At 29.6% G+C, this 15,907-nt stretch carries 14 protein-coding genes; 8 read left to right on the forward strand and 6 right to left on the reverse strand.

Translation table 11 applies throughout. The features are described from left to right. Positions 1-34: 34 nt before the first annotated feature. From lpxA to RG22_RS00385, 4 genes are all read right to left on the reverse strand, one after another. On the reverse strand, positions 35-820 hold the full coding sequence (gene lpxA, locus RG22_RS00370) for an acyl-ACP--UDP-N-acetylglucosamine O-acyltransferase (protein ID WP_034039843.1): 786 nt from the start codon (positions 818-820) through the stop codon (positions 35-37). An 88-nt stretch (positions 821-908) separates the two neighbouring features. Further along, positions 909-2,315, reverse strand: a complete 1,407-nt coding sequence (locus RG22_RS00375; RefSeq protein ID WP_034039845.1) for a bifunctional UDP-3-O-[3-hydroxymyristoyl] N-acetylglucosamine deacetylase/3-hydroxyacyl-ACP dehydratase — start codon at positions 2,313-2,315, stop codon at positions 909-911. Beyond that, a complete protein-coding gene (lpxD, locus tag RG22_RS00380) occupies positions 2,306-3,328 on the reverse strand; it encodes a UDP-3-O-(3-hydroxymyristoyl)glucosamine N-acyltransferase (protein WP_034039847.1) in 1,023 nt (340 codons plus the stop codon). The genes RG22_RS00375 and lpxD overlap by 10 nt, the downstream gene beginning before the upstream one ends. A gap of 118 nt (positions 3,329-3,446) precedes the next feature. Continuing rightward, positions 3,447-4,667: an HD domain-containing protein gene (locus RG22_RS00385; protein ID WP_034039849.1), complete on the reverse strand. Its 1,221-nt coding sequence runs from the start codon at positions 4,665-4,667 to the stop codon at positions 3,447-3,449. A gap of 91 nt (positions 4,668-4,758) precedes the next feature. Between RG22_RS00385 and porX the strand changes: the two genes are divergently transcribed. The 3 genes from porX (at position 4,759) to RG22_RS00400 (ending at position 7,625) form a co-directional block, all read left to right on the forward strand. Next, on the forward strand, positions 4,759-6,306 hold the full coding sequence (porX, locus tag RG22_RS00390; protein WP_034039851.1) for a T9SS response regulator signal transducer PorX: 1,548 nt from the start codon (positions 4,759-4,761) through the stop codon (positions 6,304-6,306). A gap of 86 nt (positions 6,307-6,392) precedes the next feature. Next, on the forward strand, positions 6,393-6,806 hold the full coding sequence (gene tsaE, locus RG22_RS00395; protein ID WP_338062064.1) for a tRNA (adenosine(37)-N6)-threonylcarbamoyltransferase complex ATPase subunit type 1 TsaE: 414 nt from the start codon (positions 6,393-6,395) through the stop codon (positions 6,804-6,806). A 279-nt stretch (positions 6,807-7,085) separates the two neighbouring features. Beyond that, on the forward strand, positions 7,086-7,625 hold the full coding sequence (locus tag RG22_RS00400; RefSeq protein WP_034039855.1) for a hypothetical protein: 540 nt from the start codon (positions 7,086-7,088) through the stop codon (positions 7,623-7,625). On the opposite strand, the gene RG22_RS00405 is transcribed toward RG22_RS00400, so the two are convergent. Continuing rightward, positions 7,622-10,051 carry an outer membrane beta-barrel protein gene (locus RG22_RS00405; protein WP_052143568.1) on the reverse strand — a complete coding sequence of 810 codons (2,430 nt, stop codon included), beginning with the start codon at positions 10,049-10,051 and terminating at the stop codon, positions 7,622-7,624. The genes RG22_RS00400 and RG22_RS00405 overlap by 4 nt on opposite strands. Positions 10,052-10,216: 165 nt before the next feature. On the opposite strand from RG22_RS00405, the gene RG22_RS00410 reads away from it, so the two are divergent. From RG22_RS00410 to RG22_RS00425, 4 genes are all read left to right on the forward strand, one after another. Continuing rightward, positions 10,217-11,416: an alanine dehydrogenase gene (locus RG22_RS00410; RefSeq protein WP_034039857.1), complete on the forward strand. Its 1,200-nt coding sequence runs from the start codon at positions 10,217-10,219 to the stop codon at positions 11,414-11,416. A gap of 34 nt (positions 11,417-11,450) precedes the next feature. Beyond that, positions 11,451-11,801 carry a hypothetical protein gene (locus RG22_RS00415; protein ID WP_034039859.1) on the forward strand — a complete coding sequence of 117 codons (351 nt, stop codon included), beginning with the start codon at positions 11,451-11,453 and terminating at the stop codon, positions 11,799-11,801. After that, on the forward strand, positions 11,798-12,391 hold the full coding sequence (locus tag RG22_RS00420) for a sugar transferase (RefSeq protein WP_034039861.1): 594 nt from the start codon (positions 11,798-11,800) through the stop codon (positions 12,389-12,391). Before RG22_RS00415 ends, RG22_RS00420 begins: the two co-directional genes overlap by 4 nt. A gap of 98 nt (positions 12,392-12,489) precedes the next feature. Next, positions 12,490-13,548: an SDR family NAD(P)-dependent oxidoreductase gene (locus tag RG22_RS00425; RefSeq protein WP_052143569.1), complete on the forward strand. Its 1,059-nt coding sequence runs from the start codon at positions 12,490-12,492 to the stop codon at positions 13,546-13,548. On the opposite strand, the gene RG22_RS00430 is transcribed toward RG22_RS00425, so the two are convergent. Then, positions 13,549-14,727, reverse strand: a complete 1,179-nt coding sequence (locus RG22_RS00430) for a proline dehydrogenase family protein (protein WP_034039863.1) — start codon at positions 14,725-14,727, stop codon at positions 13,549-13,551. 97 nt (positions 14,728-14,824) lie between these two features. Between RG22_RS00430 and aroB the strand changes: the two genes are divergently transcribed. Then, positions 14,825-15,892 (forward strand): 3-dehydroquinate synthase, encoded by a 1,068-nt coding sequence (aroB, locus tag RG22_RS00435; protein WP_034039865.1) that lies wholly within the window; start codon positions 14,825-14,827, stop codon positions 15,890-15,892. The last annotated feature ends 15 nt before the right edge of the window (positions 15,893-15,907 follow it).

Below are 15,907 nucleotides of genomic sequence, written 5' to 3' on the forward strand. Positions count from 1 at the left end.
AGCTATTTTTGTTATTACTTTTATTAAACTCGAATTAATTTGATTTGAAATATCCTTTCATAATACCGCGATGCGAGTTTTTTATAAATTGAAGGATTTCGTCGCGCTCTGGAGTAGCTTCCATTTCTGCTTCAATAATCTCAGAGGCTTGGGTATTATTATAATTTTTTTGATAAAGTATTCGGAATATATTCTGAATTTCTCTAATTTTTTCTGTTGAGTAACCGCGTCGTCTTAATCCAACAGAATTAATACCAACATACGATAATGGTTCTCTTGCAGCTTTTACATAAGGAGGCACATCTTTTCTAACTAGAGAACCACCAGTTACAAAAGCATGATTTCCTATAGATACAAATTGATGAACTGCCGTCATACCTGCTAAAACAACATAATCTCCTATAGTTATATGACCTGCAAGCGTACTATTATTTGAGAAAATACAATTATTTCCGACAATACAATCGTGAGCAATATGGCAATACGCCATGATTAAACAATTATTTCCAATAACTGTTTTCATTCTGTCCGCTGTACCTCTATTTATGGTAACACATTCTCGAATAGTAACATTATCTCCTATCTCAACCGTAGTATCTTCTTCATTATATTTTAAATCTTGTGGTACAGCAGATATTACTGATCCTGGAAAAATATTGCAATTTTTACCAATGCGAGCACCTTCCATAATGGTAACATTACTACCAATCCATGTTCCTTCTCCTATCTTTACATTATTATGTATAGTGGTAAAAGGCTCTATAACAACATTTTTAGCAATTTTAGCACCTGGGTGCACGTAAGCAAGTGGTTGATTCATTTTGAAATTTTATTTTTAATGGTAAAAATGTGTTCGCAATTTAAGGCTTTTCAATAAAACAAATATGTGATGGTTGCTCGGTTCATAGTTATTTAACTTTTGATATTTGAGCCATTAGTTCAGCTTCTGCACATAGCTTACCATTAGAATAAGCATAACCCTGCATATGACAAATACCACGACGTATAGGTGTTATTAATGAGCATTTGAATATTAGCGTATCGCCTGGAACAACTTTTTGTTTAAATTTAACATTGTCCATTTTCATAAAAAATGTCAAATAATTTTCAGGATCTGGTACGGTGTTTAAAACTAGAACACCTCCAGTTTGCGCCATAGCTTCAACTATTAAAACCCCAGGCATTACAGGAGCCCCAGGAAAATGACCTTTAAAAAACTCTTCGTTCATAGTCACATTTTTAGTGGCTATAACATGGCTATCAGAGAGTTCGAAAACTTTATCTATAAGCAAAAATGGTTGCCTGTGTGGAAGCATTGCCATGATTTGAGTAATATCCATTAAAGGTGATTGATTCAAATCTATATTTGGTACATTATTACGACGTTCGTTTTTAATAATTTTAGATAGCTTTTTTGCAAACTGAGTATTAACAAAATGCCCCGGTTTATTGGCTATTACTTTTCCTCTTATTCTAGTACCAATAAGAGCTAAATCTCCTAAAACATCTAGTAATTTATGTCTTGCAGCTTCATTAGGATGGTGTAAAGTAAGATTGTCTAAAATACCATTGGGCTTAACTGCTATATTATCTTTTTTGAATGCTATTCTTAATTTTTTCATAGTTTCTGGAGATAATTCTTTATCTACATAAACTATAGCATTGTTTAAATCACCACCTTTTATTAAACCATGTTCTAATAACATTTCAATTTCATGTAAAAAACTAAATGTTCGTGAATCTGAAATGTCCTTTTTAAAATCTGATATCTGATTTAAAGTTGCATTTTGTGTTCCTAAAACCTTAGTGCCAAAATCTACCATAGTTGTTATTTGGTATTCTTTTGAAGGCATCACTAAAATTTCACTCCCAGATTCTTCATCTGTATAAGAAATAACATCTGTAATAACAAATTCATCTCTAAAGGCATCTAATTCTACAACTTCTGCTTTTTCTATAGCTTCTACAAAAAACTTTGAAGACCCATCCATAATTGGAGGTTCAGATTCGTTTAATTCAATAATGGCATTATCAACATCTAAACCTATTAAAGCAGCTAGTACATGCTCTGAAGTTTGTATAGTTACACCATTCTTTTCTAGACAAGTGCCACGCTGTGTATTAGTTACATAATTTGCATCTGCCTCTATAATTGGCGCGCCTTCTAAATCAATTCTTTTAAAGGCTAAACCAGTATTAGCGGTTGCTGGTTTAAATGTTAAGGTTACATTTTTACCTGTATGTAAACCAACTCCTGTTAAGGACACCTCGTTCTTTAAGGTTTTTTGTTTTATTTCTGTATTTACTATTCCCATTTATTTTTTTCTAAATCATTAATATCTTTAACAATTTTTGGTAGGTTTTTAAAGTGTACATAAGATTTATTATAATCTCCATAAGGTAAAGCTGGAGAACCTTGTAGCACTTCATTATCCTTTACATTTCTACCAATACCAGATTGTGCTTGTATTTTAACATTATTACCTATATTAATATGTCCAACTATACCTACTTGACCTCCTATTTGGCAATTTTCTCCTATTTTAGTAGAGCCTGCAACTCCTGTTTGAGCGGCAATTACTGTGTTTTTACCAATCTCAACATTATGTGCTATTTGAATATGGTTATCTAATTTAACACCTTTTCTTATAATTGTTGAGCCTAATGTTGCTCTGTCTATTGTGGTAGCAGCACCAATGTCTACATAATCTTCAATAATTACATTTCCTATTTGTGGTACTTTAGTGTATTCTCCTTTTTTATTTGGCGCAAAACCAAAACCATCTGCACCAATAATAGCTCCAGAATGAATAACACAATACTTACCAATAATACAATCTGAATAAATTTTTGCTCCTGGAAATATTACAGAGTTATCATCTATAACAACATTATCACCAATATAGGCATGAGGATGAATTTTTACATTGTTGCCAATATGCACGTTATCTCCAATATACGAGAATGCCCCTATATATACATCGTCGCCATATCTTGAAGAGTCAGATACAAAAACTGGACTTTCTATACCTGTTTTATTATTTTTTATTTGATTGTAATATTCCAATAACTTAGAAAAAGACTTATAGGCATCTTCCACTCTTATAAGTGTTACTTTAATATCTATTTCTGGAGTAAACACCTTATTTACAATGACGATAGATGCCTTTGTTGAATATATATATGGTGTGTATTTTGGATTTGCAAGAAATGTTAAAGAGCCCTCTGTACCTTCTTCTATCTTTGATAGTTTTGATACTTCAATATTTGGGTTGCCAACTACTTCGCCTTCTAATATATCTGATATTTGTTGTGCTGTAAATTTCACACTTTAATATTTGTTGTTTTTTGATTACCGCAAAAATAGGAAAAATGTACTAAAGTTTTTCATGTACAACTACTCTATTGCTTTTTATTGCTATATGTATATTTATATAAATATCATTCTATAGTTTTTCTTTAGGATAGCACATATAATATTTAGTAACTGGTTTTGACAAAGCTTTAAGATTTAATTGGTCTGATGCTTTAACGATGTCTTCAATTTTACCAGACTTATGCAGGATATTAATATTTTGATGTTTTATTTGATAGGCTTGATTTGAAATACTGTCAGTAAACACAAAATATTCAGCTTCTTTTTTAGAAATGTTATAAGTTTTAATTAGTTTTTCAATATGCTTTTCAAGCTTATCTTTTTTAATTAGCTTATTTTTCATTTTGATTTTTAGTAGATTTCTATTAATAATCATTTCACATAAATTACTCAATACAAAATCATCATGATTTTGCCATGCTTTCATTGCCGAAATAATATCGTAATCATCTAACTCAGAGAATATGTTTAATGTTTCTTTATTAAAGTTTTCTATAGAAATTTCATGACATAAAAAGTACTGAAGTGGCTTGCTAGCATTCAAATTCAATCCTAAATTTGTTAACTCTTTGGCTCGTTTTAAAACTCTAATAAGCAATTGTTCTGCTACCAAACCAGTTTTATGCAAATACACTTGCCAATACATAAGTCGTCTGGCTATAATAAATTTTTCAACACTATAAATACCTTTTTCTTCAACAACTAATTCATCATTAACCACATTTAGCATGGTAATTAAACGCTCGCTATTTATATTACCTTCCGCAACTCCAGTGTAAAAGCTATCACGTTTTAAATAATCGGCTCTATCCATATCTAATTGCCCAGAAATTAACTGACACATAAAACTCCTGTGATATTCGCCTTTAAAAATTTTAATAGCTAGCGTTAAATTTGAGTTAAATTCTTCGTTTAAACGCTCCATAAAAAGCAACGAAATTTGCTCGTGAGATACATTATTTACAATACTATGTTCCATAGCATGCGAGAAAGGACCATGCCCAATATCGTGCAATAAAATAGCAGCATAAAGCGCTTCCTCTTCTTCATTCGTAATTGTAACTCCTTTAAAACGAAGTACATTAACCGCTTGCTGCATTAAGTGTACGCAACCAATAGCGTGGTGAAATCGAGTATGATGAGCACCAGGATATACTAAATAGGACATACCCATTTGTGTAATTCTGCGCAAACGCTGAAAGTACTTATGCTGTATTAAATCAAAAATTAGTGAATTTGGTATGGTAATAAAACCGTAAATTGGGTCGTTTAATATTTTAAGTTTGTTCAAACTTTAAATTTTTTGCATTAAATATTTACAAATATAACTAATGAGGTCCATAATGGACATTTAAAATGAAACACATTAATAATAATTAAATATGATAAATATACTTTGGGTTGATGATGAAATTGATTTACTAAAGCCACATATTTTATTTTTAGAAAAGAAAAACTATAAAGTTACCACCTGCAATAGTGGTACTGAAGCTATTGATATTTTGGACGACACAAAGTTTGATATTGTTTTTTTAGATGAAAATATGCCTGGATTAACTGGCCTTGAAACCTTAAATGAAATTAAAGAAAAGCAAGATAATCTTCCCGTAGTAATGATTACTAAAAGTGAAGAAGAATATATAATGGAAGAAGCTATTGGTAATAAAATAGCAGATTATTTGATAAAGCCAGTAAACCCAAACCAAATATTATTAAGCTTAAAAAAGAATTTAGATCACTCTAGATTAGTATCAGAAAAAACAACTTCTAACTATCAACAAGAATTTAGAAAAATAGCTATGGATTTATCTATGGTGAATTCTTATGAAGAATGGGTAAGTCTTTACCAAAAATTGATTTATTGGGAAATTCAGTTAGAAGACATAGAAGATGCAGGTATGTTTGAGATTTTAGAATCTCAAAAAAACGAAGCCAATATACAGTTTGGAAAATTTATAGATAAAAATTATGCGAATTGGTTTGAGCCTCATACAGATGCACCAATAATGTCTCATACCCTATTTAAAGAAAAAATTGCTCCAGAACTAAGTAAAGAGCAACCAACACTGCTCGTAGTTATAGATAATTTACGTTACGACCAATGGAAGGTTTTTGAACCTATTATTAATAACTATTATAAAAAAGAGACAGAAGATGCTTTTTTCAGCATTCTACCAACAGCAACGCAATATGCAAGAAATGCTATTTTTTCTGGGCTAATGCCAAGCGATATGGAAAAGCTATTTCCGCAGTATTGGAAAAACGACACAGATGAAGGTGGGAAAAACCTTTATGAAGCAGAGTTTTTACAAAGCCAAATGAAACGATTAGGATTAAATAATTTAGATTATGAATATCATAAAATAACAAATCTAAAAACTGGAAAAAAACTTGTCGAAAATTTCAACTCTTTAAAAAACAATGACTTAACAGTAGTTGTGTATAATTTTGTTGATATGCTATCGCATTCAAAAACTGAAATGGAAGTGGTTAAAGAGCTAGCATCAAACGATAAAGCATATAGGTCTCTGGCTTTAAGCTGGTTTAAAAACTCACCATTATTAGAAATGATTCAGCTTGCGCATCAACTTGGCTTTAAGTTAATGTTAACTACTGACCATGGTACTATTAATGTGAAAAATCCATCGAAAGTAGTAGGCGATAGAGATACAAGTTTAAATCTTCGTTATAAAACTGGTAGAAGCTTGACTTACGATAGTAAAGATGTACTTGTAGCTAAAAACCCAAAAGAGGTGCATTTACCATCTATAACGATGAGTAGCTCATATATTTTTGCAAAAAGTGATTTGTTTTTTGCTTATCCGAATAACTACAACCATTACGTAAGTTATTTTAGAAACACGTATCAACATGGTGGTGTTTCGTTAGAAGAAATGATTATTCCTTTTGTGGTTTTAAATCCTAAATAAATCCACGTAACGCAAAAAACATCGATGAAATACGTTTTTTCTTAGGTTTTATCAAATATTATTATTAATATTGCTTAAATTTTATTTTGAAATTGAAAATTAATTATGAATTAAGTGAAGTTGAAGACGTTGCAAAACAATTAATTAAACATGCAACTAGTAAAACTTTATTATTCTATGGCAATATGGGGGTTGGCAAAACTACACTTATTAAAGCCATAGTAAAAGAATTAGGTAGTATGGATGAAGTAAGTAGTCCTACGTTTTCAATTGTGAATGAATATGAAACTGAAAATGTTCTGATTTATCATTTTGATTTATATAGAATTAATCATATTGAAGAAGTATATAATTTTGGAATTGAAGACTATTTGGATTCTGAGCATTGGAAATTAATTGAATGGCCAGAAAAAATTGAATCTATTTTATTCGAGCCTTTTGATGTAATTAATATAGAATTAAGCTCTGAAAATGATAGAATTTTAAAATTGAATAAATAAGTGTAACCCTAATATAAGCAATAAGTTTGCATAAAATATAACATAAAATGCTCCAAATTTTGAAGTTTTACGGAAAACCCGTAGCCTAAATTTTAAAAAACACTGTTTTTAACATAATTTTAACATTTAAGCAGTTTCTTCAAAATACTCTTTAGTTACATTTGGGTAATTAATTAATTTAAATCCCTTATAAAATGAAAACTAAAAAGTACTTAATTGCAATAGCAATTTTCGGAGGTATGTTGTTTTTGGCACAAGCTGCGACACAATATAACCTAAATGAACAACAAACAGCATTTATCGAAAGAGACGCAAAACTTCCTTCAAAAAGATAAGAAAAATCTTTTATTAGGAAGTGTAATAGCTACTATTATAGCTATTTCGCCTTATCTTTATTATTTACACGAAAGTGTTCCAGACACAAAAGTTTGGGACACTTTTTTATTTACTTATAATAGCGGTTATTTTGGTAGCGCTAACAATGCTATGTATTTTGTTTTTAGCAAATTAATACCTTTGCTTTTAATCTTTATATGGTTCTTTACGTGTAGACATTGGTGGTATCACACCTTATTAGTACCCATTACCATGTACCTATATCAACTATTCATTATATTTAATGATGATGTAAATTACGTTGATGAGTTTCAATTGTTTTATATGATTCCTATTATGGCCATCATTATCCCATCAGTTTATTTATTACGTGCAAAAATGTTTAACAAAATCAATGAAGCAAATAAAAGTTTGGAAGAGTTAGAAAACGAATTTAAAATATCTCCAAAAAACTTTTGGGATAGGATTAAACAGTATTTTTAATTACTTTTCAGCCTGTCTCTTTCTATTAAATCTATCTCTTTACTGTTATTTTGTAATTTAGAATTTCCAAATTTATAGTTAAAGCCAAAAGTTAATAACCTATTTTCTTGTGTAGTTTTTCTAAATATATCTTGATTTAAATATTTAGTTTTTTTTGTGTAGTTCAGGCCATTAAAAATATCCGTTACTCCCAAACTCAATGAAATTTTACTATCTAAAATCGTTTTTTTAATATTAAAATCTACTCCAAATCTTTCACTAACAATTGAGGCGCCTTGAGCATCTAAAGAAGTATAAATGAAGGACATGTCAGCTATTAAACTTTTATCTTTTAAAAAAGTGAAATAATTAATTAATTGAGTATATATAGCCCATCTATCATTACTTCTTAACTCACTATTACTTTCCAAAGCAAAGAATTGCTCATCTAAATAGTATATAGATGATAAAGCATATAAACTCCAGTTTGATGAAATATTTGTATACGTCATAAAGTCTAGCCCATATGATACACTCTTATCAATATTAGTATTAATATATTTTAATATGTTATTCATATTGTCTTGAAAGACCATTTCTAATGCTGGATTTTTCTCAAAACGGTAATATAATTCTAAAGAAAAATCTTTGTTAAAAGTATAACCTAAAGTAAGCACATCGTCTATCCGAGGCTTTAAATTTGGATTGCCAATAATGTAAGCATTGTCATTTAAAAAATATTTAAAAGGATTCAATTGACTATATCGAGGTCTATTTATTCTCCTTTTATAATTAAAATAAATTTCATTGTTATCGTTTATTCGATTAATCAAATAGATAGATGGAAAAATTTTTGCATAATGATCATTATTAATTTTATCAGTAGACAAAGAATTTCCTTTTATATCGGTATATTCTACTCGTAACCCAGTTTTTAAACTCCATTTGCTCCAATCTTTTGAAAAACTTGAATACAAAGCATAATTGGTTTCATCATATAAAAAGGCGTCAGAGTTCTCTAAATCTTCAGTTTTTACATCGTTTATAAAATTAAACTGATTTAATATGCTTTCGGAATTAATATTAGAGACCTTCAACCCTGCATCAAATTGTACAGAATTATTAATAGGTAATTCATAATCTACTTGTCCAGTATACAATTTAATAAACTGGCTAGAAAATGTTTGAAATCTATTATTTCTAATTAAAGATGCATCTGCAAACAAATAATCAGTATTTACATTTTGAAAGCTAGAAAAATCATAATTAGTATGATGTGTACTAATAGATAGTTTTTCTCCTTCCTTTTTAAACTTATGTATGTAATCTAAGGTAAATGCAAAATTAAAAGTTTCATCTCTTAATTTATTATCAGTTTTAAATATAGAATCTAAAATTTTATTAACTCCAAAAACATGGGTTTCAGATATTTCGTCTGTTTTTGTATTATTTCTTGGAGAAATCAACATATTTGTTGAAAACCCCAAACTATTATGTTTATCCAATTCATAGTTTATATTAGCATTGATATTTTGATTAGCATTATCACGAGCTCTCGAAGAAAAACTTTCCCATCTAGATAATACTTGGTTATTATCTATGAAATTGATAAATTCAACATTGCTTCTATAATCCTTTCTAGGATTTATACTATAATTTACATAGGTGTTTAATTTTTTTGTCTTAAAGAAATGACTAGTGCCAAAAGAATACTTTGGGAATTCTGAGCCTTGTTTATAATTACCAAAAACACTGCCGTTATAACCCGAAACAATATTTTTACTAGTCACGATATTAAGTATAGATCCTCCTTCAGCTTCGTATTTTGCTGGTGGGTTTGTAATAACCTCAATAGACTTTACATTAGAAGACGATGTGCCTTCTAAAAGCTGTTGAATTTCGTTAGAAGATAAATGAATTCTTCTATCATTTATATAAATTATTGGTGTTGAGTTTTTTACTGTAATATTGTTGTCATGAACTAATACTCCAGGAGTATGCTTTAAAACATCTAAAACATTACCATTTGATAAGGTAGAATTTTCAACATTAAAAACTAAACGATCAACAAGTCTTTTTACTGTTGGCCGTTTTGCTACTATAGTAACGCCATCTAGTGCTTCTAAATTTTCCTCTAAAACAATTGTGTCTAGCTTAGTGTGCTTATTTAATTCAATAGTAACATTGTAAGTAGTGTAACCTAAAAAACTTACTTTAAAAGTGTAATTTCCTGTTTGTAAATTTTCAATTATAAAATAACCTTTTTCGTCTGTAGATGTTCCGTTTGCAATTCCATTAAACCCTTCAGCATTTTTAGTTATTATCACGTTAGCATAAGCAATCGGATTATTATTAGCATCTTTTACATATCCAGTTACTCTAAATTCTTGCGAGAAGCACGATATAGAAAAAATAAATAATAGGTAATGAATAGGTTTTATAATCATAATTCAACTAAAACACAAACTTATAATATTTATCTTAGAAAAAAACAGTGTAAAACAGCATTTCATCTAAAACTTGCCGTTTGTATGTGTTAAAAATAATTTCGTTAACAATATAAAACAATCAGAAATTTATTCGTAATTTGATTTTTTTTAACACACCAAAACATGTCTAAATCTTTGTCACCTTTTACAAAGCAGCAACTTTTACCACAAGAAGAAATGCTTGAAATAAACAAACGTAAAGGAGAACTTTTTATTGGAATCCCAAAAGAAACAGCTTATCAAGAAAAAAGAGTTTGCTTAACGCCAGATGCTGTATCTGCTCTTGTTTATAACGGACATAAAGTTTTATTGGAATCTGGAGCAGGTGAAGGCGCAAATTTTAGTGATAAAGATTACAGTGAAGCTGGAGCAGAAATAACAAAAGATACTGCAAAAGTTTTTTCCTGCCCAATGATTTTAAAAGTAGAACCACCAAGTTTAGAACAAATAAAGCTATTAAACCCACAAGCCATATTAATATCTGCATTACAGCTTAAAACTCAAGAAAAAAAATATTTTGAAGCCTTGGCATCAAAACGTATTACAGCACTTGCTTTTGAATTTATTAGAGATGCAGATGGTACATATCCAGCAGTTAGGTCGTTAAGCGAAATTGCTGGTACAGCTTCAACTTTAATTGCAGCAGAATTATTGTCAAACAGTAAGGATGGAAATGGGTTAATGTTTGGTAATATTAGTGGAGTTCCTCCAGTTGAAGTAGTTATTCTTGGTGCAGGTACTGTTGGCGAATTTGCAGCTAGAAGTGCAATAGGCTTAGGTGCCAATGTAAAAATATTCGATAATTCTATTACTAAATTAAGAAGTATTCAAACCAATCTTGGTCGACCACTTTTTACATCGACATTACAACCAAAAAATTTAACAAAAGCTTTAAAACGTTGTGATGTTGCCATTGGTGCTGTTCGCGGAAAAAACAGATCACCAATTGTAGTGTCTGAAGCTATGGTACAACACATGAAAAAAGGCGCTGTTATTATAGATGTGAGTATAGATATGGGGGGGTGCTTTGAAACTAGTGAAGTTACTACACATAAAAAACCAACATTTATAAAACATAATGTAGTACATTATTGTGTACCTAACATACCTGCTAAATACTCACGAACTGCTTCAGTTTCAATAAGTAATATTTTTACTCCTTATTTGTTAAAAATAGCAGAAGAAGGCGGTATTGAAAATTCTCTTAGATTTGATAGAGGTTTAAAAAATGGGTTGTATTTTTACCACGGAATTTTAACCAGCAAACCTGTTGGTGAATGGTTCGATTTAAATTATAGCGATATTAACTTGCTAATTTTTTAAGTCAACATTCCTTGTTAAAAGTTATTTATAGTATATGAAATTAATACAGCGTATTGGGTATTATTTGGGAGGGTTCTCATTAGGATTAATTATTTTAGCTTTCTTTCTAAACGGCAAAAAAGTGTCTTGCGATTATGGTCCAGATGCTAGAGTCTTAAAAAACATCAATTCAAAAACTATAAAATATAGTAATGATATAGTAATCGATACTATAGCAATGCGATATGTTTTAAAAGAAGGTGATATTAATTTTTCTGAAAGTAATACGCGCCAAAAACCTTGCGGTGTTTATGTAATAGAAGGTGATTATAATAAAAAGGAAATTACGCTAACTGTAGAAAATTGCGACAGTATTGCTACCATTACAAACTTTAAAATAGAATGATAAAACGGATTTTCGATTTAGTTTTTTCATGTATTGGATTATTACTCCTCGCTCCTATTCTTATTTTAATTGCTGTTTTAATTAAGTTAGACTCAAAAGGACCTATTCTATTTATTCAAAATCGTGTTGGTAAAAATAATATTAATTTTAACATTTTTAAATTTAGAACAATGCATGTTAAGTCTGAAAATAAAGGCTTATTAACTTTAGGTAATAATGATTCTCGTATAACTAAAATTGGCTATTTTTTAAGACGTTATAAAATTGATGAATTTCCTCAGCTTATAAATATCTTAAAAGGCGATATGAGTTTTGTTGGTCCAAGACCAGAGCTACGCTATTATGTGAATTTTTATAGTGAAGATGATATGAAAATTTTTCGTGTTAGACCTGGTATTACAGGACTTGCTTCATTAAAATACAGAAACGAAGTGGAGCTTTTAAAAGCCGCCGAAAATCCTGAAGAGTTCTATACCTCTACTATTGTTCCCGACAAGTTAAAATTCAATAAAATGTATATTGAAAAACGAAATTTCTTTTTTGATTTAAAACTCATTTTTATGACGGTACTAAAGGTTATTACAAAGTAGGATAGTTTTAGTAGCTATTTGCTTCAAAAGGTAATTATTCATACTTTGCGAATGTAATTTATCTATTAAAACCTACATTTTACTGAAGTTGATAACTAATGAATACATCTGCCTCAAATCATATCCAGCAATTAATTAATGATTCGGGTTTACTTCATTTAAAAGGTAATTCGAAAAAAAGATACCCTAATTTAGATTTTTTAAATGAAATTATACTAATTACTGGTGCCGCAGGTTCAATTGGCAGTGAGCTTACAAAACAACTTTTACATTGCAATTATAAAAATCTGATTTTAGTTGATATTGCTGAATCTCCGCTATACGAACTTCAAAAGGAATTAGAATATAAAACTAATAACGTAGAATTTATTTTACTAAATATAACCGAAAAAGAATCTCTAGACTTTCTTTTTAAAACCTATAAACCCACTCTAATTTTTCATACGGCAGCTTACAAACATGTCCCATTAATGGAATCGAATCCTTATGAAGCTTTAAAACTTAATATAATTGGCACTAAGCTACTAGCGGATCTATCAATTTTGCATGATGTTAAAAAATTTATTTTTATATCTACAGATAAAGCGGTTAACCCAATTAATGCCATGGGAATGACAAAACGTATTGCAGAACTCTACTTATTGAATTTGAATAATGAAGAAAAAACTAAATTTATCATCACTCGTTTTGGAAATATATTTGGTTCTAACGGATCGGTTGTTCCTTTATTTATAAATCAAATTAATGCAGGTAAGCCATTAACTGTTACTAATAAAAATATATCTCGTTATTTTATTTGCAAGCATAAAGCGTGTAACTTAATATTAGAAATTACGAATTTTGAAAATTTTGAAAACTCAATTTTCACTTTTAATATGGGTAAACCCATAAAGATAATAGATCTAGCTAAAACTTTAATTACATTTTATAATGAAGATATAAATATTAAAATCACCGAAGTTCGCCCTGGTGAAAAATTACACGAGGATATAATTTCTAATGATGAGACACTAGTATCAACAAAGCATAAAGACATAATGCATATAAAAAGTAATAGCGATAAATCAACAAAAACTCTAAATTTTGATGAGTTATTGAACATTACGCCTTATTATTCTCCTCAAGAAATAAAAACAATACTTAGAAAGTATGTGTAATTATTTTTGTTTCCTGCGTTTTTTCTCTTTGGCTAATAAATTAAGCTCTCTACTTGTTTGTCCAGCAACCGATGTGTTTTCTTCTGCCCTTCTAATTAAGTATGGCATAACATCCCTTACAGGACCAAAAGGCATGTACTTAGCTACATTATAACCTTTGTATGCTAAATTGTAACTAATATGATCGCTCATTCCATAAAGCTGTCCAAACCAAACACGCGAATCGTTGTTTTCTAAGCCTCTTTCTTGCATTAACTGCATTAACAAATACGAACTTTCTTCATTATGTGTGCCAGCAAATAAAGCTATTTCATTTAAGTTGTCTAAAACATATTTTAAACCTTCATCAAAATTAATGTCGGTTGCTTTTTTATTCACACAAATAGGCGATACATATCCTTTTTCTTCAGCACGATCATTCTCTTTTTCCATATAAGCACCACGTACTAATTTATACCCCAAGTAAAAGCCTTCTGCCTTAGCTAATTGATGCTGCTGTTTTAAAAAATCTAGTCTATCATGTCTATACATTTGCAAAGTATTGAACACAATAGGTTTTTCTGTATTATACTTTCGCATCATTTTTGTTATCAATTTATCCGCAGCATCTTGCATCCAACTTTCTTCGGCGTCAATTAATATAGCAATATCATTTTCTTTAGATTTTTTACAAACGATATCAAACCTATTCACTACTCTATCCCATTCTTCTTGTTCCTTTTCGGTTAAAGGCTCTCCTTTTCCTAACTTTTCATATAAATAAAAACGTCCAAAACCTGTAGGCTTAAATACCGCAATAGGAAGTGCATCAATGGTTTTAGCAAAATCTATAATTTTAAGAATCACTCGCATTGCTCCGTCAAATTCAGCCTCATTTTCTTTCCCTTCTACTGAGTAATCTAAAACAGAGCTTACGCCTTTTTCATACATTTTATCAATAACAGGTAAGCAATCTTCTTCATTGACACCACCACAGAAATGATCAAAAACTGTAGAACGAATAAGCCCTTCAATAGGTAAATGCGCTTTTATTGCAAAGTTAGTTGCAGCTGTTCCTATTCTAACCAAAGGCTCAATAGAAATCATTTTAAATAAAAAATATGCGCGTTCTAATTCAGAGTCGCTTTTAAGTGCAAACGCTATTTCGGTATTTTCAAAAATAGAGCCAGTTTTTTCCATTATTTATAAAATTTTCCACAAATATAATTAAGACTTAGTTATCATTTTATATAAAAACTCCTTAATTTCACTGCTTAAATTAATAGTGATATTTTTTATGAAATCGATTACTGCAAATGATTCTATAATTCATTTTAATAGTGCTTGTTACACTTCATTAAATGAGCATCTTAAATCAAATAGTTTTTCTAAAATCTTTATTTTAGTTGATGAGAATACCCATCAATTTTGCTTACCAAATTTTTTAGCAAAACTAGAAACCAATGTTGTTATAGAAATTATTGAAATTGAATCTGGAGAAGAAAATAAAACGATAGAAACCTGCTCTGGTGTATGGAATACCCTTTCTGAATTAGATGCCGATAGAAAAAGTTTACTAATAAATGTTGGTGGCGGTGTAATTACAGATTTGGGTGGGTTTGTAGCTTCTACATTTAAAAGAGGAATTGCTTATATAAATGTACCTACCTCTTTATTATCTATGGTAGATGCTTCTGTTGGAGGTAAAACGGGTGTTGATTTAGGGCACTTAAAAAACCAAATTGGTGTAATTAGCACACCAAATTTAGTGCTTATTGATACTACATTTTTAGAGACATTACCGCAAAATCAAATGCGATCTGGTCTAGCAGAAATGCTAAAACATGGGTTAATTAGAGATGAAAATTATTGGAATAAATTTAAAGAATTACCTAAATTATCATTAGAAGATTTAGATGAATTAATTTATGAATCTGTTATTATCAAAAAAAATGTAGTTGAAGAAGATCCTTTTGAAGATGGACTTAGAAAGACATTAAATTTTGGACATACTCTTGGTCATGCCATAGAATCTTATTTTTTAAGCAATCCAAATAAAAAAGATTTATTGCATGGAGAAGCTATTATTATAGGAATGATTTTAGCTTGCTACATATCCTCAGAATTAACGGGTTTTCCAAAAAAAACTACTGAAGAAATTAAAGCCTTATTTTTAAGTTATTATGAAAAAGTAAGTATTGATAAAAGCGAGTATCAAAACATTATAGAGTTATTAAAATACGATAAGAAAAACAATCATGGTAACATAAATTTTGTGCTTCTTAAAAATATTGGTAGTCCAGAAATAGACTGTTTAGTTGATGATGTCATTATAATTAATGCTTTTAAATTTTATGCGACTTAAATATTATTTTTTGTA

Source organism: Wocania ichthyoenteri Th78 (assembly GCF_000789235.1).
GTDB lineage: Bacteria > Bacteroidota > Bacteroidia > Flavobacteriales > Flavobacteriaceae > Wocania_A > Wocania_A ichthyoenteri.